This window comes from uncultured Thiodictyon sp., from assembly GCF_903828115.1.
In the GTDB taxonomy this organism is placed as follows: Bacteria; Pseudomonadota; Gammaproteobacteria; order Chromatiales; family Chromatiaceae; genus Thiodictyon.
This window is the reverse complement of sequence record NZ_CAIKKU010000031.1, coordinates 1-1747: the sequence shown is the minus strand read 5'-3', so window position 1 is coordinate 1747 and position 1747 is coordinate 1. Positions and strand designations below refer to the sequence as shown.

Genomic DNA, 1747 nt, shown 5'->3' with positions numbered 1-1747 from the left:
CCTTGCCCCTTGCCCCTTGCCCCTTGCCCCTTTTTGGGTGTTGCATCCGACCTCCCGTCAGACCATAATGCCCGGTTTCCCGCGATATCCCCCTGCCGACCCCCCTCCTCGGACGCACTCCTCCGGATGCTGCACTCCCTGGACGTATGCCAGGCACCATTCACTCTGCGAGGCCCGCCCCCTATGGATACCCCCAACACCGCCGCGGCAGCCGGCAACGAGGCGCAAAGCGTCGATCCCGAACTGAGCACCGAGTCGACCGCGGCACCCGCCGCCGATACGACCGCCGATCCGATCGCCGTGATCGCCGAGCTGATTGCCGAGGGCGATGCTGATCTGGCCGCCGCGGCCGCGACCGAACCGGTCAGCGAGCCGGACGACGAGCCGGTCAATGAGCCGGTCACCGAACCGGTCGACGCCCCGCCCCCCGTCGCCCCCGTGACCGAGCCGCCCGCCGCCGCGTCGGCCCCGATCGCCGCCGCCCCCGTGCCGGCTGCGCCCGTCGAGGAAACCCCCGACGACGGCTTCGCGACGCTCGGTCTCTCCCCCGATGTCCTGCGCGCCGTGGCAGAACTGGGCTACGAGACCGCCACCGCGGTGCAGTTGCGCTGTATCCCCCCGCTGCTGGCGGGCCGCGATGTCATGGGCCAGGCCCAGACCGGTACCGGTAAGACGGCCGCCTTCGCCCTGCCGCTGCTCTCGCGCCTCGACCCTAACGCCGCGCCCCCGCAGGTGCTGGTGCTGACGCCGACCCGGGAACTGGCCCTGCAGGTCGCCGAGGCCTTCCAGCGCTATGCCCACCACATCCCGGGCTTCCATGTCGCACCCATCTATGGGGGGCAGAGCTACGGGCTCCAGGTCCGCCAGCTCCAGCGTGCGCCGGAGGTGATCGTCGGGACCCCGGGGCGGGTCATGGACCACCTGCGTCGCGGCACCCTGTCGCTGGTCGCGCTCAAGGCCCTGGTCCTGGACGAGGCCGACGAGATGCTCAACATGGGCTTCGCCGAGGACATCGACTGGATCTTCGAGCAGACCCCGCCCGAGCGTCAGGTGGCCCTGTTCTCCGCCACCATGCCCCCGGGCATCATGAAGGTCGCCCGCGAGCACCTGAATGACCCGGTCGAGATCCGCATCGAGACGGCCACCGCGACGGTCGACACCATCGAGCAGCAGCACGTCGTGGTCACCCGCTTCCACAAGGCGGACGTCCTGACCCGCATCCTGGAGCTTGAAACCTTCGACGGCATGTTGATCTTCGTGCGCACCAAGGGCGGCACCACGGAGCTGGTCGACAAGCTGCGCTCCCAGGGCTTCGCGGCCGAGGCCCTGAACGGCGACATGAATCAGGAGATGCGCGAGCGCACGGTGGAGCGGCTCAAGGGCGGCCAGCTCGACATCCTGGTGGCGACCGATGTGGCCGCCCGCGGGTTGGACGTGGAGCGGATCAGTCATGTGGTCAACTTCGACATCCCGACCGACCCCTCGGCCTATGTACACCGTATCGGGCGCACCGGGCGCGCCGGGCGCGCGGGTAAGGCGATCCTGCTGGTGGAGCCGCGCGAGCGGGGCCTCCTGCGCTCCATCGAGCGCACCATCCGCCGCCCGATCCCGGAGATGCCGGCGCCCTCCGCCGAGCAGCTCAGCGCCTCGCGCATCGACCGCTTCACCACCCAACTGCGCGAGACCCTGGCCGTGCAGGACCTGGACTTCTTCTACCGCCTGATCGCCCGCGTCGCCAAGGAGCAGG

General features: G+C 70.1%; 1 protein-coding gene. It reads left to right on the top strand.

Annotated features, from left to right (window positions below; genetic code table 11):
* Nucleotides 1–183: 183 nt before the first annotated feature.
* Nucleotides 184–1747, top strand: a 1564-nt coding sequence (locus QZY48_RS01090; RefSeq protein ID WP_295426595.1) for a DEAD/DEAH box helicase, incomplete at its 3' end; no start/stop codon positions are given.